The following is a 19,202-nucleotide window of genomic DNA, read 5'->3' on the forward strand; positions in this document are numbered from 1 at the left end:
CCGGAGCGGACGACATCAGGACCCGCGACGGCGGTTCTGCGGAACCGTTCCGCGCGGACGGACGCGGCGCGGGGTCGGCCGCGGGGCAGGCATCGAGGAGCTGTGCTGCGGTTCGGGTGCGTCGGCCAGGTGCTGCACGAGCGCCTGGACGGTCAACGCGAGCTGCGCGGGGGTCGTCCGCTCGAAGGCGTCCGGGGCGAATTCGAGCCGCCCGAGCGTGCCGGCCGGTCCGGCGGTCGCGCGGACGAGTCCGTCCGGCGAGGTCAGGACAGCTGGAGCGGCGTCGAGACGGGCACGGTCGTCGCCGATGGTGCTCACGGTGGCCCCCCGTGTCGGTTGCGCGTGCCGAGATTAACTCGACCGGGTCACAAGTCACCCTAATGCCAGACGGTGAGTTACTACCCCCGTTTGGGTTCAACGGTTTGCGGCAGCGAATCGCCGGGACGTCGGCGGGCCAGCAGATATCCGGCCCCGCCCAGCAGATAGAGCGCGGTCGCGACCACCAGGAGCTCAGGCGAGTACCCGTTGTCCTTGACGAAGAGCGCCGCGAGCGAGACCGCCACCACCTGGGTGATGTTGAACAGCGTGTCGTACAGCGCGAAGACCTGCCCCCGGAGTCTCGTCCGCGACATCGAGCTGCACCGACGAGTCAACGGACAGCTTCACGACCTGCCCGGTCCCCACGATCAGGAACGACGCGATCAACGCCAACGGCAGCAGCATCGGCAACCCCAGCGCGGCCTGCGCGACCGCCGAAACGAGCAGCGATGCCAACACCGCCCGCGTCCGCCCAACCGACCGAATCAGCCGAGCCGTCACCAACCCCGCGACGAGAATGCCCGCCCCCGCGCAAGCGACCAGTTGCCCAAGCCCAGGCAACCCCGCGCGGAAGATCCCGTCGTCGGCGAAGTAATTGCGCATCAACAACACGCTGAGCAGCAACGAAATCCCATACGCCGCCCGGTGCGCGAACAACGCCACAAACCCAGCCGTGACCCGAGGCGCCCGCCACGCATGCCGAGCTCCGTCAGCAAGCCCCCGCGCAACCGCCACCACCGGATTGACCGGCTCATCAACAACAGCCGGCCCCAGCACTCCCTTGGCGAACCGATGCGCGAGAAACGCCGACCACAACGCCCCTGCCGCCGCGAACGCCGTAGTCTCCGCCGACCCGACATTCCCGGACCCGAACACCGCTCGCAACCCGATCGCGCACCGACCGCGATCGCCGACCCGAGCGTCGCCGCGACCGCATTAGCCGAAACCACCGCCGACGGCTTCACCCCATGCGGCAAGGCAGCAGACAACCCAGACCCGATGAACCGGCTGATCCCCTCGGCAAGCAACGCAAGCGAGAACAACCCGATCCCGCCTGCTCCAGCCCCCCACCGCGACGACCGACGCCAAGATCGCCACCGTCCGCCCCCAGACTGGCGAGCATCAGCACCCGCCGCCGATCCCATCGATCAAGAAACGCCCCCGCGAACGGCCCACCAGCGAATACAGCAGCAGCAGCGCAGCAAACCCCTCCGCGATAGCCAGCGGATCAGCCGCCCGCTCCGGATTGAACAGAACGGCCCCAGCCAGCCGAGCCCGAAAGACCCCGTCCCCCCTGCGCCGCGAACCGCGTAAACAACAACCGCCGAAACAACGGATCCCGAACGGCCGCGCGCGCCTGCCCCCGCTCCCCCACCACACAACTTTACCGACCCGCCCCGGCAAATCCCCGAAAACCAGCCCCCCGCACAGTCGCCGACAACTGCACCCGCAAGAGACCCGAACGCACCACAGCGCCCCAACGAGACCGCAGATCGACAGGCAAGTGCACCGGATGTGGTGAGTTGTTGCTGACTAGCGGACCCGGACAATCGCAGCGCCCCGAAGCAACCAACGCCCACCCGCACCCGTGCAGGTCAGGCCGCTGGCCGCCGAGCCAACAGCGCCGCCCCGAAGCAACCAACGCCGACCCGCGCCCGTGCAGGTCAGGTCGCTGGCCGCCGAGCTAACAGCGCCGCCCCGAAGCAACCAACGCCGACCCGCACCCGTTCGGGCCAGGTCGCTGGCCGCCGATTTGCCCTGCCGAACCAACAACGGAACCGACGCAACAAACCTCCACCAGCACCAGCTCCCCAACCAAAGGGGCTTCCGCCCCCCGCCCACCCCGAAAGCCAAAAGGGGGCTCCGCCCCCACCCACCCCGAAAACCGCACCAAAGGCACCGCGGGGGCTCCGGGGGCTCGGCCCCCGGGCAACATGGCGCCGGTGACGGGGAAAGGTGCCGAAGGCACCGAACAGGAGGAGTGAACACCGGCGCACTCGTTTCGCCTCTCGGCGGCTTGGCGCAGTGTGGCTCCGGCCGGACCGGTATTCCACAAAGGCGGTTCTTCAGTGAGCCCGGGGGACACGAGTGCGCCGGCTCACTGTTCTCAACGGGGCGGGTGGTGCTGGTGTTCCCGTGCCGGGAGGATTTCCCGTGGCGGGTGATGGGATCATGGGTGGCGTGCCAGCGGACGCCGAGGTTGAACCGGGAACGCTCCTGGTCGCCGCACCCACGATGTTCGACCCGAACTTCAAGCGGACCGTGGTGTTCGTGATCGATCATCGGGCGGAGGGCACGCTCGGGGTGGTCTTGAACCGGCCGTCCGATGTTCCGGTGAACGACGTCCTGCCGGGGTGGGGCGCGCACGTCGCGGAGCCGCAGTCGGTGTTCGTCGGCGGGCCGGTCGACAAGAAGACCGCGCTTTGTCTCGCCGCGTTGCGGACTGGGGAGACCGCTTCCAGCGTGCCGGGAGTCGTCGCGGTGCGGGGGCCGGTCGCGCTGGTCGATCTGGACAGCGATCCCGAGGTGCTCGTGCCGAAGGTGCGGGGCGTGCGCGTGTTCGCGGGTTATGCCGGGTGGGATTCGGGGCAGCTCGCGGGCGAGATCGAGCGCGAGGACTGGGTGATCGTTCCCGCGTTGCCCAGCGACATTCTCGCGCCGCCCAGCCGTGATCTGTGGGGGCAGGTGCTGCGCCGCCAGGGGGTGCCGCTCGCGTTGCTGGCAACCCATCCTGGCGATTTGCAGCGGAACTGAGTCACGACTCGCTAGAGCTCCGCAGCACTCCGCAGCCGCCCGCGCCGCACGCGCAGCCGCTGCACCCGGCCGGTACCGGCGACGGAGCGGGCACGGTCAGGGCGGCTCGCGCACCCATCCGGGCTCCGGCGACGACCATCACCAGCAGGCCGAGCAGTCCGACGACCGCGGCGGCGACCAGGCCCGCGGTGGCGGGGATCGCGAGTCCGGCGAGTCCGCAGACGACCGCGGCCGCGCCTCCGGCCAGGGTCGGGATGCCTGCCACCCGGTTCGCCAGTTTGAAGGCCTCTTCGCTGCGCATCGAGGCTTCGGTCCGGACTCCGGCCCCGCTGGCCCTGCTCAGCCGTCCGCGCACGCCGAGGAAACCACCCCAGCCGACGACGACACCAAGGACGATCGGAACGAGCGCGATAGCGAACACCTCCTGAGGATAAGCGTGACCTCGCGGCAATGTCCCGGATACCCTCGTCGGCTGTGCTACGGGCCATGTCTTCGTCGACGCGACACCGGCTGCTCGCCGCCGCCGGGATCGTCACGCTGTCCTTGTTCATCCCCGCAACCGCGGCCGCCGCGCCGCGGCCGGTCCGGCTGCTCGGCGAGCAGCGGGTACCGCACAACTTGCAGTTCCAGCGCACCACCGTCGGCGGGTTGTCGTCGATCGACTTCGATCCGCGCACCGGCGGTTACGCCTTCGTCTGCGACGACCGGTCCGCGATCAACCCGGCGCGTTTCTACACCGCGAAGTTCGACGTCAGCGCGAAAGGTGTGGGTCCGGTCACCTTCACCGGCACGCATCCGCTGCTGCGCCCGGACGGCACGCCGTACCCGCCGCTCGCGAAGAACGACCCGGCCGCTCCCCAGAACGAGCAGACGATCGACCCCGAGGAACTGCGCGTCGACCCGAGGACCGGGCATTACGTCTGGTCGCAGGAAGGTGACCGGCTCGCCGATCAGCACCTGATCCAGCCGTCCATCCGCGAGGCCACCCGCGACGGGCACTACGTCCGCGACCTGCCGTTGCCCGCCAACGAGCGGATGACGCCGGAGGCCGGTCCGCGCCGCAATTACGTCCTCGAAGGTCTCGCCTACACCGGGTTCGGCACGCTGCTGGCCAGCGAGGTCGAGGCCCCGCTGCTGCAGGACGGGCCGCCGCCCACACCGACGTCGGGCGCGTTGTCGCGGATCACCCTGCAGAGCCGCTTCGGGCCGGTGCTCGCGCAGTACGCGTATCCGCAGGAGAAGCTTTTCGCCGAGCCGAAGCCCGCCACCGGGTTCGCCGACACCGGGGTTTCCTCGATGCTCGCGGTGAACCAGGCAGACCCGACGAAGTTCCTGATGATGGAGCGGTCCTTCGTCACCGGCGTCGGCAACAAGGTGCGCATCTTCGAAATCGACACCACCGGTGCGACGAACGTCCTCCACACCTCGTCGCTGGCGACCGCGAAGCACGTCAAGCCGGTCAAGAAGAAGCTGCTCGCCGACCTCTCCGACCTTCCTCTCTCCACTGTGGACAACATCGAGGGGATGACCTGGGGCCCGGCGCTGCCGTCCGGGGAACGCAGTCTCGTGCTCGTGAGCGACAACAACTTCTCCGAGTCGCAAGTCACCCAGGTCGTCGCTTTGGCGGTCCCGTCGGAACGGCTTTGACCAGCGCGTTACGATGAGTGCGTGAACATGGCTCGGCTGCTCCTTGGCCTGCCGCGCTGACCTGGTCCGATGACCGGCTCGGCGCGGCGACCCCTCATGCCTTCTGGCTTGGGGGGTCGAGTTGTTTCTGGAGTGGCTCGACACGGAGGAAGACGGCGATGACAGGGTCTGACGAGGCCACCGGGGCCGCGGCGAAGAGTGCCGCGGACGCTGAGCACGCCCCGCCGTTCCGCTACACCGCGGAGCTGGCCGGGCAGATCGAGCAGCGCTGGCAGGACCACTGGTCCGACCACGGCACCTACCACGCGCCGAACCCGGCCGGCCCGCTCGCGGAAGCGGGCGAGCCGGTGCCCTCGGACAAGCTGTTCGTGCAGGACATGTTCCCGTACCCGTCCGGTTCCGGCCTGCACGTCGGGCACCCGCTGGGCTACATCGGCACCGACGTCTACGCGCGCTACCACCGGATGATCGGCCGGAACGTGCTGCACACGCTGGGCTACGACGCGTTCGGCCTGCCCGCCGAGCAGTACGCGGTGCAGACCGGCACGCATCCGCGCACCACGACCGAGCAGAACATCGCCACGATGCGCCGCCAGCTGAAGCGGCTGGGACTGGGCCACGACGAGCGCCGGTCGATCGAGACGATCGACCCGGACTACTACAAGTGGACCCAGTGGATCTTCCTGCAGATCTTCAACTCCTACTACGACTCCGACGCCCGCAAGGCGCGTCCGATCGAGGAGCTGGAGAAGGCGTACGCGGCGGGTGAGCGCGCGACGCCGGACGGCCGTCCGTGGGCCGAGCTGAGCGCCGTCGAGCAGCGCAAGATCATCGACGACCATCGGCTGGTCTACATCTCCGAGGCACCGGTGAACTGGGCTCCCGGCCTGGGCACCGTGGTCGCGAACGAGGAGGTGACCTCGGACGGCCGCAGCGACCGCGGCAACTTCCCGGTGTTCCGCAAGAGCCTGCGCCAGTGGATGATGCGGATCACCGCGTACGCCGACCGCCTGGTCGACGACCTGGACCTGCTGGACTGGCCGGACAAGGTCAAGTCCATGCAGCGCAACTGGGTGGGCCGCTCGCAGGGCGCGCGGGTCTCGTTCGCCGCGGGCTCACCGGAAAAGACTGAGAAGATCGAGGTCTTCACCACCCGTCCGGACACGCTGTTCGGCGCCACCTACATGGTGATCGCGCCGGAGCACCCGCTGGTCGAAAAGCTGACCGCGGCGCAGTGGCCGGGCGAGCACCCGGAAAGCTGGACCGGCGGTGCGGCCACGCCCGCCGAGGCCGTCGCCGCCTACCGGGCCGCCGCCTCCCGCAAGTCCGATCTGGACCGGCAGGAGAACAAGGAGAAGACCGGCGTCTTCACCGGCAGCTATGCGGTGAACCCGGTCAACGACAAGGAAATCCCGGTCTTCGTCGGCGACTACGTGCTGATGGGCTACGGCACCGGCGCGATCATGGCGGTGCCCGCACAGGACCAGCGCGACTACGACTTCGCGAAGAAGTTCGAGCTGGAGATCGTCCGCACGGTCGACCCCGGCGAGGGCTTCGAGGGCGAGGCGTTCACCGGCGACGGCCCGGCGATCAACTCCGCCAACGACACCGTCGACCTGAACGGCATGGGCGTGGCCGACGCCAAGAAGACGATCATCGCCTGGCTGGAGGACCGCGGCGCGGGCGAGGGCACCGTGCAGTACAAGCTGCGCGACTGGCTGTTCGCCCGCCAGCGCTACTGGGGCGAGCCGTTCCCGATCGTCTACGACGAGAACAACCTGCCGATCGCGCTGCCCGAAGACCAGCTGCCGGTCGTGCTGCCGGAGGTCGACGACTACTCGCCGAAGACCTTCGACCCAGACGACGCCGACTCCGAGCCGTCGCCGCCGTTGTCGCGTGCGAAGGACTGGGTCGAGGTGACCCTGGACCTGGGCGACGGGCCGAAGAAGTACCGCCGCGACACCAACGTCATGCCGCAGTGGGCCGGTTCCTGCTGGTACCAGCTGCGCTACGTCGACCCGACGAGCCAGGACGTGTTCTGCGCGCCGGAGAACGAGGCGTACTGGCTGGGCCCGCGCCCGGCCGAGCACGGCGGGGACGACCCGGGCGGCGTCGACCTGTACGTCGGCGGCGTCGAGCACGCGGTGCTGCACCTGCTGTACTCCCGGTTCTGGCACAAGGTGCTGTACGACCTGGGCCACGTGTCCTCTAAGGAGCCGTACCGCCGCCTGTTCAACCAGGGCTACATCGAGGCGTTCGCCTACACCGACAAGCGCGGCGTGTACGTGCCTGCTGAGGACGTCGTCGAGCGCGACGGCAAGTTCTTCTTCGGCGACGAAGAGGTCAAGCAGGAATACGGCAAGATGGGCAAGAGCCTGAAGAACGCCGTGACGCCGGACGAAATGTCGGACACCTACGGCGCGGACACCTTCCGCCTGTACGAGATGTCGATGGGTCCGCTGGACATGTCGCGGCCGTGGGCGACCAAGGACGTCGTCGGCGCGCACCGGTTCCTGCAGCGGCTGTGGCGGCTGCTGGTCGACGAGCAGACCGGCGAGCTGCGGGTTTCCGCGGACGAGGCGACCGAGGCGGACCGGAAACTGTTGCACCGCACCATCGCCGGGGTCCGCGAGGACTACGCGGAGATGCGGTTCAACACCGCGGGCGCGAAGCTGATCGAGCTGAACAACCACCTGACCAAGGCGTACGGCTCGGCCGCGGCGACCCCGCGCGAGCTGGCCGAACCGCTGGTGCTGCTGCTGGCTCCGCTGGCCCCGCACGTCGCCGAGGAGCTGTGGCACCGGATGGGCCACGCCGACTCGCTGGTGCACGGGCCGTTCCCGGTCGTGGACGAGAAGTACCTGGTCGAGGACTCGGTCGAGTACCCGATCCAGGTCAACGGCAAGGTCCGCTCGCGGATCACGGTGGCCGCGGACGCGAAGAACGACGCGGTGCGGGCGACCGCGCTGGCGGACGAGAAGATCGCCGCGCTGGTCGGTGACAAGACGCCGCGCAAGGTGATCGTGGTGCCGGGCCGGCTGGTCAACATCGTGCTCTGAGCTGACTCCGCACACCCGGCCCGGGACCGCACAGTCCCGGGCCGGTCGTGTCTCCCCGACCGTCACGGCCGAAAGACGCCAGCTTCGTCCTTCCCACCCCGCTTCTATTGAGGGGCAAGGGAAACACACCGAAAGGACGGACATGGACCTCGACGGCAAAGTGGCGCTGGTGACTGGTGGGAGCCGCGGAATCGGTGCGGCGACGGCACTGCGGCTCGCCGAGGCTGGGGCGGACGTGGTGCTCACCTACGCGGTGAACGCCGAGCAGGCAGCGGGCGTGGTCGACCGGATCAAGGCGCTCGGCCGGCGCGCGCTCGCGGTCGGTGCGGACAGCGCGGATTCGGCGGCGGTCGAAGCCGCGGTGGAAGCGGCGGTCGCCGAGTTCGGGCGGCTGGACGTGCTGGTCAACAACGCGGGTGTCGGTTTCGTCGGGCCGCTGGAGCAGACCGGGATGGACGATGTCGACCGCGTGCTGGCGGTGAACGTGCGCGGCGTGCTGGCCGCGACCAAGGCAGCGGCCAAACATCTGCGCGAGGGCGGCCGGGTGATCACCATCGGCAGCTGCGTGACCGATCGCGTGCCGGGGCCGGGGATGGTGCTGTACGCGGTCAGCAAGTCCGCGATGGTCGGGCTGACCAAGGCGCTGGCCCGCGAACTGGCGGCGAACGGCGTGACGGTGAACCTGGTGCACCCGGGGCCGACCGACACCGAAATGAACCCGGCCGACGGCCCATACGCCGCGGACCAGGCGTCGATGACCGCGGCCGGCCGGTACGGCAATCCGGCGGAAGTCGCTGCCGCGGTGGCCTTCCTGGCCTCGCCGGACAGTGCCTACATCACCGCCGCGACCCTTTCGGTCGACGGCGGGCACGCGGCCTAGTCCGAGTAGAGGCCGACGTCGCGGGCGAGGTCGGTGAGCATGGCCTCGAACAGGACGTCCGGTTTGGACACCGGGATCGGGTAGTTGCCGAACACCTCAAGGGTGACGTGGCCGTAGAGCCGCGCCCAGAAGGTGATCATCAGGTAGGTGAGCCCGAGATCCAGCTTCTCCGGCGGGATTTCCCGCCCGGACTCCTTGAGCACCGTCAGCAGATCCTGCTGGAACGCGGTGAGGTCGTCGCGGAGTTCGGGCGGGACCACGTCGTTCGGCGGCATGACCAGGTCGTGCTGGGCGAGCACATGCCCGGCCGCGGCGAGGAAGATCCGGCCGAACGGCTCGTCGAGCCTGTGCAGCGCGCTGCCGGTCGCGGTGCCGGTGGCCCCGGTCGGCGACGCGAACACCAGGGTGAATTCCTTGGTGTGGGTCAGTGCCCAGCGGCGGAACCCTTTGCAGATCTGGAACAGCTGCAGCAGGCCCTCGTCCTTCAGCTCCGCGATGTCCTCGGCGATTTCGGCGGCGAGGTCGGTGCAGACGTCGAGGCGGAGGCTTTCCAGCAGGTCGTCGCGGGATTCGTAGTAGCGGTAGAGAGCCGGTGCGGTGATCCCCAGCTCCCGGGCGATGGCCCGCAGCGTGACGGCTTCCGGGCCCTGGCCGACCAGCAGGTTCCGCGCGGTCCGGCGGATGTCGGATTCGGTAGCCGCTCGCGCGCGACCCCTGCGTGTGGGGCTGCTCATCTGGGCAGTCTAGGTGGTCTGGACACCGATTTCGGCACTTGGCGCGAGAACCGGGGCGCCGCCGACGCCGATCACTCGGGGGGCTACGTGATCGGCGCCGGCGACCCGATGCCCTCTCCGGTGCGCTTCCGGTCGGGGCAACGTCATCGGCTCAAGTCCGGTGACGCTCGAAGAAGAGCGAAGCCCGCCGCAGAAGTGACGCCTGGGGGATACGGATCCCCCGATCGAGTGACGGACAGCCGCTGTTCCGCCTGATTGTCGCACTGAGCGCCAAGAAAGTTACAAACGCTTTCACTTTCGGGCACAGATGGCGGAAAGGACGGGTCGTGGCAGAGTGGCGGCCATGAGTGCTGCGGTGCTGGTGGTCGGGTCCGCGAATGCTGATTTGGTGGTGCCGGTCGACCGTCGTCCTGGCGGCGGCGAGACCGTGCTGGGCGGCGACACCGCGTTGTCCCCCGGCGGCAAGGGCGCGAATACCGCGGTCGCGGCGGGAAAACTCGGTGCGGACGTCGCGCTGCTCGGTGCGGTCGGCGACGACCCCTATGGCCGATTGCTGCGGGATTCGTTGTCGAATGCGGGTGTCGATACGCAATTCGTTCGGACTGTCGATCGGCCTACCGGAATCGCCTACATCACCGTGACTCCGGACGGGGAAAACTCCATCCTCGTCTCCCCCGGCGCGAACTCCGCGCTGGAACCCGGCGACATCACCGACGAAGCACTGGACGGCGTACGCGTGCTCGTCGCCTCGCTGGAAGTGCCGCTGCCGACGGTCGAACGCGCGGTGGTGCGGGCGCGGGAAAACGGCGTGCGGGTGCTGCTGAACCTCTCCCCGGCGGCCGAGGTGTCGCCGGAAACGCTGGCCGCGCTGGACGTCCTGCTGGTCAACGAGCACGAGGCCGCCTACCTGCTCGATTCGGAAGACGCTGACCCGCGCAAGCTGCTCGAACTCGGCCCGCGCGCGGCCGTGGTCACGCTCGGAGCCGAGGGCGCGGCGGTGCTTGAAGGTGACAAGTCGACAACCGTCGAGTCGCCCAAGGTGGAAGCGGTCGACACGACGGGTGCGGGCGACGCGTTCGCGGGTGCGCTGGCGGCGGCCCTCGCTGATGGCGCTGACCTGGTCGAATCCGCTGGGCGGGCGGTGAAGGTCGCTGCGGTCACGGTGACCCGCCGTGGCGCCCAGCCGTCGTATCCGACCGCCGCCGAGCTGGAATGAGTCACGTCCAGGCCGTGTTGCAGATCACGTGGGCGATTCGTTCGGTTCGGCGTGGTGGCAGGGGTACGCGACCCGGTTGCGGAGGATCGCGGCAGCGCGTGATCCGCTCGCGTTGATGCCGCTCGACGAGACGCTCGCCGCGTTGGGGCGGACAGCGGAAACCTACGAGGGGCTCCGCAAGGTCCCGGTCGAGGGTGTCGTGGGATCTCTCGCGCGTGCCGGGGATTTCGACCGGTTGTTCCGGCCCCGCAACCGCGCGCTGCGGGTGCGCTGGCGAGCGATCGCCGACGCCGTCGGGGAACTTCCGCCGGTACGGCTGGTGCGGTTGGGCGACATGTACTTCGTGGAGGACGGACATCACCGGATCGCACTGGCCAGGGCGCGCGGGGCGGAGGCGGTCCTCGCCGAGGTGCGGTCAGTCTGCACAGTCGCGTTCGCGATGCGCTGCCTGACGCTGGCGGATCTGCCGTCGAAGCGGGCCGAACGGATGTTCCTGGAGCGGATCCCGCTCGCCGACGCCGACCGGACCGACCTGTGGCTGGACGACCCAGCGGACTGGTTCCGGCTCGCGGACTCGGCGGAGGCATGGGGTTTCCGGCAGACTTTGCGGGGCCGGGTGCTGCGCGACCGCGCGGAACTGGCCCGCGCGTGGTGGCACGAGGAGGTCCGGCCGGTGGTCGAACGGGTGCGAAATCGGGAAACGGGTGCGGTGCCCCGGGAGATCGCCGTCTACGTGAGCTATGGTCTAGACCATGTCTGAGAGTGCCGCCGCTCCGGCCGAGTCCGCTGCCGGTTCCTCGCTGACCGGGGTCGCGGTGAGCCCCGGACGCGCGAGCGGACCCGTCGTACGGGTCGCCGAGCCGCTCGGGGAACCAGCCAGCACGCCCGCGCCCGACGATCCGGCGGCGGAGGCGGCCAGGATCGAACCCGCCGCGCAGGCGGTCGCCGCGCGGTTGGAAGCGCAGGCCGAGGCCGCGACCGGCGAAGCCGCGACGATCCTGATCACGACCGCCGCGATGGCCGCCGACCCGGCGCTCGCCGCTCAGGCTCACCAGCTGGTGACGGCGCGGAACCTACCCGCGGCCCGCGCCGTCTACCAGGCCGCCGAAGGGTTCGCCGACGCATTGGCGGCCGCCGGCGGGTACATGGCCGAGCGGGTCCGCGACGTCCGGGACGTGCGCGACCGGCTCGTCGCCGAACTGCTCGGCGTCGCCCCGCCCGGGGTGCCCGAGCTGACCTCGCCGAGCGTTCTCGTCGCCCGCGACCTTGCCCCGGCCGACACCGCGGGGCTCGACCCGGCGAAGGTGCTCGCGCTGGTCACCGAGGAGGGCGGACCGACGAGCCACACCGCGATTCTCGCGCGGGCGCTGGGGATTCCGGCGGTCGTCGCGGTGCGCGGGCTGCTGGCCTCCGACGCCAAGGCGCTGGCGGTCGACGGCGACACCGGCGTGATCGAGGCGGTCGACCCGTCCGCGCCGATCGTCACCGCCGCCGCTTCCGGGCCTGCTGAGTGGAACGGCGTCGGCGAACTGTCCGACGGGCACCGGGTGAAGGTGTACGGCAACGTAGGCTCCCCGGCCGACGCGCAGGCCGCCGCGGACGCGGGCGCCGAGGGCGTCGGGCTGTTCCGCACGGAGTTCTGCTACCTCGACGCGCCGGCCGAGCCGTCCGTCGAAGAGCAGCGAAAAGCTTATGCCGCTGTGCTTTCGCCGTTCCGCGGCAAGCCGGTCATCGTGCGCACGCTGGACGCGGGCGCGGACAAACCGCTCGCGTTCCTGTCCCCGGACGACGAGCCCAACCCGGCGCTCGGCGTACGTGGCGTGCGGATCGCGTTCGACCGGCCCGAGGTGCTCGACCGGCAGCTCGAAGCCATCGCGGGCGCGGCGGAGGATTCCGGCGCGGAAGTTTCGGTGATGGCCCCGATGGTCGGCACCGTCGAGGAAGCCGCGTGGTTCGCCGCGCGCGTGCGCGCCGCCGGGATCGCGCGGGCGGGTGTGATGATCGAGATCCCCGCCGCCGCGGTTTTGGCGCGGGAGATTCTCGGCGTGGTCGACTTCGTGTCCGTCGGCACGAACGACCTGGCCCAGTACACCTTCGCCGCCGACCGCCAGCTCGGCGCGGTGGCGAAGCTGAACGACCCGTGGCAGCCCGGTTTGCTGCGCCTGCTGAAGCTGATCGGCGACGCGGCGGAAGCGACCGGCAAACCGGCGGGCGTGTGCGGCGAGGCGGCGGCCGATCCGCGGCTCGCGCTGGTGCTGGCCGGGCTCGGCCTGACGAGCCTGTCGATGAACGCCCCGGCGATCCGGGCGGTCGGCGCGAGCCTGGCGACCGTGTCTCGGGAGAAGGCCAGCGAGATCGCGGCGGCGGCGCTGGCCACCGCCGACCCGGCCGCGGCGCGCAAGGCGGTCGCGGACGCCGTTTCTTAGCAGGGGACGCCGGATCCGGGCGAGAGATGGGTAAACGGATCCGGTGCCGGGCGCTGGTCAGCCGAAGATGCCCCGCCGAGGGTGGCGGATGACCAGCGAGCCTCCGTGGATGCGGCCGGTCAGCACGTAGCGCGGGGTGCCCGCGCGGCCGTTGCTGCCGGTCTTGTCGTCGAGCGAGCCGAACTTGATCTCGGTGATCGAGTTGTAGTCCACCGCCGCGTGCTGCGGAATGATCAGCTCGACCGAACCCCACTTCGAGTCGAGTTCGATCTGCACCACCGGGGTGGCGACGCGGGCCTCGGTGAAGTCGAGTTTGGTGCTGCCGTACTTGTTGCGCACGACCATCGCGGCCGGGACCTGCCACGGGCCGCTGCGCTGCAGTGACGAGTACTTGGCGTTGAGTTCGAGCCGCTGGCCCAGTCCGTAATTCGGCCCGTAGCCGGGCGGTTCGGGCGTCGGCGCGTACTGCGGAGCAGCGCCGGGGTGCACCAGCCCGGGCAGGTCCGCGAGCACGGTGTTGAGATCGCCCCTGGTCTTGGCGGCCAGCGCCTGGTCAGTGCGTTCGGTGAACTCGTCGAGGGTGAGCATCCCCTGCCCGATGGCTTTTTGCAGCACGCCCACGACGTGCTCGCGTTCGTCGTCGGACACCCGGATGTCGCGCGCGGTCAACGGCTTGGTCTCGGTCGCGGGCTGCGCGGCGGTCGTCTCTTCCTCGGCCATGGCTTCGATGGTAGAACTCGATTCCCGCTGGCAGATCGGGGAAAAACCCTGAACGGACCCGTACCTCGCGCGTTGGTCGCCCTGGCCGCGGCCTGCTGTCTGCTGACCTCCTGCACGAGCGGGACTCCCGCGCCCGCCCCGGTGAGTTCGGCGCACCCGGCTCCGACCACCCCGCCGCCGACCGGCCTCGACGGGCTCGTCGCCACCGGCGGCCTCGGCGTGGAGTTGCTGCTGGCCACGTCGCCGCCGACGGTGTTCGACGCCGATTCGGGCGTGCGCGGAACCCTGCCCGGCGTTCCCGGCGGGCAGCGGGTGGTGTCGGTGCTGCGCGTCGGCCACACCCCGGTCGTGCTGACCGCGCCGACCTGCTCACCGGCCGCCTGCGCCCCCGCGGAGGTGTACGTCTACCTGGGACTTTCGCCCCCGCGGTCGCTCGGCAAAGCGGTGAGCGCGGCCCCGGGCGAGGACGGCACCAGCGTGTGGCTGATCCGGGAGGACGGTCCGGACCTCTGCCGGTTGGAACACGTCGCGCTCACCGGCACCTCGTTCGGCCCGGGCACCGTGGCGTCGTGCCATACGCTCGTCCGGGTGGAGACGGCGCACGGGTTGCTGATCACCGTCGGCAGCGGCACCGCCGAGACCGTTGACGTCCTGATCGACCCGGCTACCGGACGGACCGTGCAGCAGTCGCCGCGCATTCTCGCCGCCGCCGGTGATCGGCTCGTCCTCGGCGGCCTGACCGACCTGACGATCCTTGACCTGCGCGGCGGAGCGCGGAAACCGGTGGCCCTGCCGGTGCCCTCGCCCAATCCGGATGTCCTGCCGAGCCGGGACGGCGACGTCGCCGCGGTCGATTTCGGCACCCCGTCGTTCCCTGGAACCGGCACGCAGACCCGGGATCTGTGGCTGTTGAACCTGCGCGACGGCAGCTGGCAGCAAACGCCGTCGATGCCGTATTCGACGGAAAACCTGAAGCACTCCGGTCTGGAGTGGACGCAAGCGGGCGACCTGGTCATCGACGACGGAGTGGTCGCGGCGTGGCATCCGGGCGAACCGGCCTGGCGGCTGGGGAAGGCGAAACTCGCCGCGGCGCGGCAGGCCGCCGGGGTCGCGACCTCCTGAGGTCAGTCCTCGTCGAGGCCGTGCTCGATCGCGTAGCGCGCCAGCTCGACCCGGTTGTGCAGCTGAAGCTTCCGCAACGTCGACTGCACGTGGTTTTCCACCGTCCGGTGCGACAGCACCAGCCGCTCCGCGATCTGCCGCGCGGTCAGTCCCTTCGCGACCAGCCGGAGCACGTCGGTCTCGCGGTCGGTGAGCCGCGGCGGTTCCGGCGCGCCGTCCGGAACGTCGGCCATCCGCCGGTACTCGCCGAGCACCAGGCCGGCCAGCCCGGCGGTGAACACCGGGTCGCCGTCGGCGGTGCGGCGCACCGCGTCCACCAGCTCGGCCGCGGACGCCGATTTCACCAGGTAACCCGACGCGCCCGCTTTGACCGCTTCCAGCACGTCGCTGTGTTCGCCGCTGGCCGAGAGCACCAGCACCCGCGTGTCCGGCGCCGCAGCGGTGATCTCGCGAGTCGCTTCGACGCCGGACGTGCCGCCGAGGTTCAGGTCCATCAGCACCACGTCCGGCCGCACCGCGCGCGCGATCCGGATCGCCGCCGGGGCGTCCGGCGCGGTCGCGGCCACCTCGAACCCGTTCTCGCTGAGGTCGCGGGCCACGCCGTCGCGCCACATCGGGTGGTCGTCGACCACCATCACGGAGATCGTCCGTTCCGTCATCGCCCGTCCCTCATCGTGGCTGGCACTCGCACTTCCCACTCCGTGCCCCGGCCGGGAGCGCTGTCCAGCACCGCGGTCCCGCCGAGGTCGTCCACCCGGCCGCGAATCGACTTCACCACCCCGAGACGGCCCTCGGCCGCCGCTCGTTCCAGCCTGCCGCCCTCGATTCCCGGGCCGTCGTCGCGGATGCTCACCACGACCTCGCCGCCGAGGTCTTCGAGCAGCACCCAGGCGTGCGCGTCCGGACCAGCGTGTTTCTCCACGTTAGCCAGTGCTTCGCGGGTGATCGCGACGAGTTCCTCGGTGACGTGCGCGGGCAGGTCCACCGTTCCGGCCGGCGTCGAGACCTGCACCGACGTGGTCGCCAGCAGCTGCAATGCCGAACGGAGGTCCGCGGTGTCGCCGGACCGGGTTGGCTCGCTGCTCACCAACGCGCGCAACGCGATCTCCTGTTCTCCCGCGAGCCTCGCCAGCTCCGCTGCTTCACCGCCTACTTCGAGGCCGCGACGCCGTACGCGCGCGAGAACCTGAAGCACGCTGTCGTGAATGGAGCGCGCGAGCCGTTCGCGCTCGGCCGTCGCTGCTTCGGTGCGAAGTGCGCGCGCGAGCGCTTCGGCGGAGTTACGTGCGAGCGTCGCGGCCATACCGACAAGGAGACCGCTCGCGCACAACAGCACCCCATCACGGATGACGTCGATGTCGACGTGCGCGCGTGCGACACCAGTACCTACTGCCACGACGAGGCCCGCCACTACACCGCTGCGCGCGCCGAAGCGCGTTGCCGTCGCGATCGGCGCTACCGCCGCCCAGACCGTGGTGATCAACGGCGTAGTCGGGTTGTCGAACTGCGCGTCTGACAGGATCCACGGCGACGTGAGCATGAGCGCTGTGGTGAGTACGAGGTCGAAGATCACCAGCCAGCGGTGCCGTCCGTTCTCGCGCATGTACGCCAGACTCGACACGACGGACCACACGGCCATCACTCCGATGACGAGCCACCCCAGCCACGGCCGCTGGAAGCCCGGGTAGTGCGCGATCACCACGGCCAGCGCGAACAACCACGTGACGACGCGCAGCACCACGACACCGCGCCACAGCGGTGTCGCCGGGTCTCGGACGGAGCGAACGGTCACTTCTCGTCTTCTGTGTTTTCTTCGGAGCCGGCGTCCTCTTCCGGGTCGTCGTTCGGGTTGGCGGCTTGGCTGTGCAGCGCGTCGACGGTCGCCGGATCCGGATCGTGTTCGTGCAGCAGCGACCGGATCCCGGCATTCAGCACGGCCAGCAGCGGCACCGCGAGCAGCGCGCCCGCGATCCCCGCGGCGACCAGGCCGATGGCGATCGCGAGCACCACCGCGAGCGGGTGCAGCCGCACCGCGCGGCCGAGCAGCAACGGCTGCAGCACGTGGCTTTCCAGCTGCATCACGCCGACCACGATGGCCAGCACGACCACCGCGCCGATGACGCCCTTCGACACGAGCGCGATCAGCACCGCGACGCCGCCGGTGAGCAGCGCGCCGATGATCGGGATGAACGCGCCGAGGAAGACCAGCGTCGCCAGCGGGATCACCAGCGGCACGCCGACGATCCACAGCCCGATGCCGATGCCGACCGCGTCGACCACGGCCACCGCGGCGGTCGCGCGGATGTAGCTGACCAGCGACGCGAAGCCGCGCCGTCCCGCCACGTCCACCCGGTTGCGCACCCGCGTCGGCACGCCGCGCACCAGGAACGACCAGATGCCGTCGCCGCCGGCGAGGAAGAAGATCGTGACGAAGAGCGTCAGCACGAAGCCGGTGAGGATCTCGCCGACGGTGCCCGCGGTGGTCAGCGCGGTGGTGGTGATCGAGGCCTGGTTGTTCTGCAGGAAGCCGATGGCCTGGTTGATGAAGTCCTGGATCTGCTCCTGGCGCAGGTGCAGCGGACCGTTGATCAGCCAGTCCTTGATCTGGTTGAGGCTCGTGGTCAGTTGCTGCTGCAGTTCCGGAAGGCCGCTGGAGAACTGGGTGATCACGAAGGTCAGCAGCCCGCCGAGCACCGCGAGTCCGGCCACGAGGACGATCGCCGTGGCCAGTCCGCGCGGGAAGCGGATCTGCACGAGCCGCGACACCGCGGGGGCCAGCAGCGCCGAAAGCAGCAGTGCGATCGACACCGGCACCACGACCGAGGCGAGATAGCCCAGCAGCCACACCACCGCGTACAACGCGGCGATCACCACGATGAACCGCCACGACAGCGCGGCGGACACGCGCAGGCCGCGCGGGATGAAGCCGGTGACGTCGGCGACTGGATCGGAAAGGGACGGTTGTTCGCGTTGTCCGCGCCCTGGCTGGCTCACGGGGACAACCGTATCGGCCCCGCCGACCAAAACCGGGCGGATCGCCCCAGCGGCCGGCGCGAATCACCGCATCGCCGGGGTCACGCGAACCGACTCAGGAGTAACCAGCCGTCTTCTCCGGGGATGACCCATCGTGAGACCCGGCCACACCCTGTGTTGTTCACACGATGGTGGCATCAAGTCGTGTCAAGGATGCGCGGCGGACCGGAAATTTGGTTGTCTCGGGTTTGCACCACTGCGGAACCGTGCCGTTCCCGGCAAAAACCGAAATCATTTTTTACCCGAGGAGAAATCACCTGTGACGAACGACGCTGTGCACGAGAGGCGGGGCGTGACGCGCTTCGGCCGTCTCGCGTCGCGTGCGTTGTTCGTCGTTGGCGGCGCGCTCGCGGCCACCGCGGCCGCGTGGGCCGTCTCCTCCTCCGCCGCCTCGGCGGACCCGGTCGACGCGAGCGTCACGCCGGTCACCGACGCGACGGCCGCCGGGATCGGCGACGTCACCGACGGCGTTGGCCGGTTCGCGGGCGAGGTCACCGGTGCGGTGCAAGGGCTTTCGTCGTGCGGTCAGGGAGCCACCACGTGGTCTGAACCAGGCACGTCGCGGCCCGCCTGCTCGCTCGACCAGCTCGGCCGCGCGCACCGCGACGACCTCGCCGGAAGCCAGGAGGCCGCCGGAAAGGTCAGCGACGCGGTGAGCGGCCTCGGCCAGCACGCGGTCGTCAAGCCGGTGGAACGCACGCTCGGCTCGCTTGAGCACATCGCGCGCAAGCCGGAGGACGCCCGCCAGGTGATCGCCGACGCGACCACCCCGCCGCCCGCCGCACAGGATTTCGGCCGGAAGCTGTGGGATCTGCTCGACCCGAGCACTCCCTCGAACCTGGTCGACCTGCCGAAACTGCCGAGCGCGCCCGCCGAATCCGAGCAGGCTCCCACGCCCGGCATTCCCGAGCATCCCGCCGAGGCGGAGCAAAACCTCGGTGCCGCCACGATGACCACGTCCGACGCATTGCAGTCGGTCTTCTCGGCGATGGACGCGCAGTCCGTCGATCCGGTGCAGGGAACCGAACTGCCGCAGCGCCACCACGGCGACCGTGGTCTGCCCGGCGCTCCGTTCTCCCCGGCGCAGCTTCCCGTCGCGCCGCTTTCCATCCCGAACTCCCCGGCCGGTGGCAGCACCGCGCCCGGCGGACACCTCGACGGCTTGAACTTCGGCGTTCCCTCCTGGGTCGTCGCCGCCGTCGACAACGCCGTGGCGGGTTCGACCCGCACCGGCCTCGCGCACACGCCGCGCACCCCGGGCGAGCAGCCCGGCGTCACTCCTGACTGATCCAC

16 protein-coding genes and 1 pseudogene are annotated in these 19,202 nt (G+C 70.1%); 9 read left to right on the top strand and 8 right to left on the bottom strand.

All coding sequences use genetic code 11. The features are described 5' to 3' along the window. Positions 1 to 15: 15 nt before the first annotated feature. Positions 16 to 318, bottom strand: a complete 303-nt coding sequence (locus tag BM362_RS04745) for a hypothetical protein (protein WP_067578276.1) — start codon at positions 316 to 318, stop codon at positions 16 to 18. A gap of 80 nt (positions 319 to 398) precedes the next feature. After that, positions 399 to 1,696, bottom strand: a pseudogene (locus tag BM362_RS04750) (MFS transporter). 794 nt (positions 1,697 to 2,490) lie between these two features. On the opposite strand from BM362_RS04750, the gene BM362_RS04755 reads away from it, so the two are divergent. Continuing rightward, positions 2,491 to 3,072, top strand: a complete 582-nt coding sequence (locus BM362_RS04755; protein WP_037809108.1) for a YqgE/AlgH family protein — start codon at positions 2,491 to 2,493, stop codon at positions 3,070 to 3,072. A gap of 1 nt (position 3,073) precedes the next feature. Here BM362_RS04755 and BM362_RS04760 read toward each other — a convergent pair whose 3' ends face one another. Continuing rightward, positions 3,074 to 3,493 carry an SdpI family protein gene (locus BM362_RS04760; RefSeq protein ID WP_067578274.1) on the bottom strand — a complete coding sequence of 140 codons (420 nt, stop codon included), beginning with the start codon at positions 3,491 to 3,493 and terminating at the stop codon, positions 3,074 to 3,076. 65 nt (positions 3,494 to 3,558) lie between these two features. Here BM362_RS04760 and BM362_RS04765 point away from each other — a divergent pair, with 65 nt between their 5' ends. From BM362_RS04765 to BM362_RS04775, 3 genes are all read left to right on the top strand, one after another. Further along, positions 3,559 to 4,719, top strand: coding sequence for an esterase-like activity of phytase family protein (locus BM362_RS04765; RefSeq protein WP_093572298.1), 1,161 nt, complete (start codon positions 3,559 to 3,561; stop codon positions 4,717 to 4,719). A gap of 158 nt (positions 4,720 to 4,877) precedes the next feature. After that, the gene (gene leuS / locus BM362_RS04770; protein WP_244287041.1) at positions 4,878 to 7,778 is read left to right on the top strand and encodes a leucine--tRNA ligase; all 2,901 of its coding nucleotides are present in this window, start codon (positions 4,878 to 4,880) and stop codon (positions 7,776 to 7,778) included. Positions 7,779 to 7,920: 142 nt separating this feature from the next. Beyond that, positions 7,921 to 8,658 (top strand): 3-oxoacyl-ACP reductase family protein, encoded by a 738-nt coding sequence (locus tag BM362_RS04775; protein ID WP_067578268.1) that lies wholly within the window; start codon positions 7,921 to 7,923, stop codon positions 8,656 to 8,658. Here the strand turns inward: BM362_RS04775 and BM362_RS04780 are convergent. Beyond that, positions 8,655 to 9,392, bottom strand: a complete 738-nt coding sequence (locus BM362_RS04780) for a TetR/AcrR family transcriptional regulator (RefSeq protein ID WP_067578266.1) — start codon at positions 9,390 to 9,392, stop codon at positions 8,655 to 8,657. The two genes, BM362_RS04775 and BM362_RS04780, sit on opposite strands and share 4 nt — an antisense overlap. A 343-nt stretch (positions 9,393 to 9,735) precedes the next feature. Here BM362_RS04780 and BM362_RS04785 point away from each other — a divergent pair, with 343 nt between their 5' ends. Genes BM362_RS04785 through ptsP form a run of 3 tightly spaced genes read left to right on the top strand, consistent with a single transcriptional unit; the run spans position 9,736 to position 13,034 of the window. Continuing rightward, a complete protein-coding gene (locus tag BM362_RS04785; RefSeq protein ID WP_093572299.1) occupies positions 9,736 to 10,608 on the top strand; it encodes a ribokinase in 873 nt (290 codons plus the stop codon). 28 nt (positions 10,609 to 10,636) lie between these two features. Next, positions 10,637 to 11,368, top strand: a complete 732-nt coding sequence (locus tag BM362_RS04790) for a hypothetical protein (RefSeq protein ID WP_067578265.1) — start codon at positions 10,637 to 10,639, stop codon at positions 11,366 to 11,368. Beyond that, positions 11,361 to 13,034: a phosphoenolpyruvate--protein phosphotransferase gene (ptsP, locus tag BM362_RS04795; RefSeq protein WP_093572300.1), complete on the top strand. Its 1,674-nt coding sequence runs from the start codon at positions 11,361 to 11,363 to the stop codon at positions 13,032 to 13,034. Before BM362_RS04790 ends, ptsP begins: the two co-directional genes overlap by 8 nt. A gap of 57 nt (positions 13,035 to 13,091) precedes the next feature. On the opposite strand, the gene BM362_RS04800 is transcribed toward ptsP, so the two are convergent. Beyond that, on the bottom strand, positions 13,092 to 13,754 hold the full coding sequence (locus BM362_RS04800; protein ID WP_067578261.1) for a DUF1707 SHOCT-like domain-containing protein: 663 nt from the start codon (positions 13,752 to 13,754) through the stop codon (positions 13,092 to 13,094). Positions 13,755 to 13,826: 72 nt separating this feature from the next. On the opposite strand from BM362_RS04800, the gene BM362_RS04805 reads away from it, so the two are divergent. Next, positions 13,827 to 14,876, top strand: coding sequence for a hypothetical protein (locus tag BM362_RS04805; RefSeq protein WP_244287042.1), 1,050 nt, complete (start codon positions 13,827 to 13,829; stop codon positions 14,874 to 14,876). A 2-nt stretch (positions 14,877 to 14,878) separates the two neighbouring features. On the opposite strand, the gene BM362_RS04810 is transcribed toward BM362_RS04805, so the two are convergent. Genes BM362_RS04810 through BM362_RS04820 form a run of 3 tightly spaced genes read right to left on the bottom strand, consistent with a single transcriptional unit; the run spans position 14,879 to position 17,870 of the window. After that, positions 14,879 to 15,535 carry a response regulator gene (locus tag BM362_RS04810; protein ID WP_067578257.1) on the bottom strand — a complete coding sequence of 219 codons (657 nt, stop codon included), beginning with the start codon at positions 15,533 to 15,535 and terminating at the stop codon, positions 14,879 to 14,881. Continuing rightward, a complete protein-coding gene (gene macS, locus BM362_RS04815; protein WP_093572302.1) occupies positions 15,532 to 16,668 on the bottom strand; it encodes a MacS family sensor histidine kinase in 1,137 nt (378 codons plus the stop codon). Before macS ends, BM362_RS04810 begins: the two co-directional genes overlap by 4 nt. Next, positions 16,665 to 17,870 carry an AI-2E family transporter gene (locus BM362_RS04820; protein ID WP_067578255.1) on the bottom strand — a complete coding sequence of 402 codons (1,206 nt, stop codon included), beginning with the start codon at positions 17,868 to 17,870 and terminating at the stop codon, positions 16,665 to 16,667. Before BM362_RS04820 ends, macS begins: the two co-directional genes overlap by 4 nt. Positions 17,871 to 18,168: 298 nt before the next feature. On the opposite strand from BM362_RS04820, the gene BM362_RS04825 reads away from it, so the two are divergent. Continuing rightward, positions 18,169 to 19,197, top strand: coding sequence for a hypothetical protein (locus tag BM362_RS04825; RefSeq protein WP_093572303.1), 1,029 nt, complete (start codon positions 18,169 to 18,171; stop codon positions 19,195 to 19,197). Positions 19,198 to 19,202: the final 5 nt, after the last annotated feature.

Source organism: Amycolatopsis rubida (assembly GCF_900115345.1).
GTDB lineage: Bacteria > Actinomycetota > Actinomycetes > Mycobacteriales > Pseudonocardiaceae > Amycolatopsis > Amycolatopsis rubida.

What these genes read in the sequence shown, in the direction of transcription:
- BM362_RS04785 (WP_093572299.1), top strand. Translation starts at nt 9,736, where the DNA reads ATGAGTGCTGCGGTGCTGGTGGTCGGGTCCGCGAATGCTGATTTGGTG.
- BM362_RS04755 (WP_037809108.1), top strand. Translation starts at nt 2,491, where the DNA reads ATGGGTGGCGTGCCAGCGGACGCCGAGGTTGAACCGGGAACGCTCCTG.
- BM362_RS04780 (WP_067578266.1), bottom strand. Translation starts at nt 9,392, where the DNA reads ATGAGCAGCCCCACACGCAGGGGTCGCGCGCGAGCGGCTACCGAATCC.
- BM362_RS04775 (WP_067578268.1), top strand. Translation starts at nt 7,921, where the DNA reads ATGGACCTCGACGGCAAAGTGGCGCTGGTGACTGGTGGGAGCCGCGGA.
- ptsP (WP_093572300.1), top strand. Translation starts at nt 11,361, where the DNA reads ATGTCTGAGAGTGCCGCCGCTCCGGCCGAGTCCGCTGCCGGTTCCTCG.
- BM362_RS04800 (WP_067578261.1), bottom strand. Translation starts at nt 13,754, where the DNA reads ATGGCCGAGGAAGAGACGACCGCCGCGCAGCCCGCGACCGAGACCAAG.
- BM362_RS04810 (WP_067578257.1), bottom strand. Translation starts at nt 15,535, where the DNA reads ATGACGGAACGGACGATCTCCGTGATGGTGGTCGACGACCACCCGATG.
- leuS (WP_244287041.1), top strand. Translation starts at nt 4,878, where the DNA reads ATGACAGGGTCTGACGAGGCCACCGGGGCCGCGGCGAAGAGTGCCGCG.
- BM362_RS04765 (WP_093572298.1), top strand. Translation starts at nt 3,559, where the DNA reads ATGTCTTCGTCGACGCGACACCGGCTGCTCGCCGCCGCCGGGATCGTC.